Consider the following 326-nt stretch of genomic DNA (forward strand, 5'->3'; position numbering starts at 1 on the left):
GACGATTTCAGCTCATCTCCAGAGATTATACGTGCTGTTCCATAAGCATGGACAGCTAGATAGTCCCATGTAGGAACCTCTTCATCTTGATACCAACTAGATGAAATGTAAGCGTGAGGTCCTTGAAAAATGAGTAACACATCGCTATTATTGTCTAAAGTTTTTTTCTGCATGTTTCCATATGCAATGTGCCCAGTTGCATAGATTTTCCCTTCATCTTCCCGAATTTCCAAGGGGATATGCGTAGCTAAGGGACGATGTTCATTAACAGTAATCAATAAAGCAAACGAGTTAGACTTCATAATTTGAACTGCCTCATCATGATT

At 39.3% G+C, this 326-nt stretch carries 1 protein-coding gene; it reads right to left on the reverse strand.

Going from position 1 to position 326, the window contains the following annotated elements; translation table 11 throughout:
• Positions 1-326: FMN-binding negative transcriptional regulator (locus tag SB717_RS34555; RefSeq protein WP_410907370.1), on the reverse strand; the 326-nt coding region annotated here is incomplete at both ends.

The organism is Priestia sp. SIMBA_032 (assembly GCF_046535215.1).
GTDB classification, from domain to species: domain Bacteria; phylum Bacillota; class Bacilli; order Bacillales; family Bacillaceae_H; genus Priestia; species Priestia aryabhattai.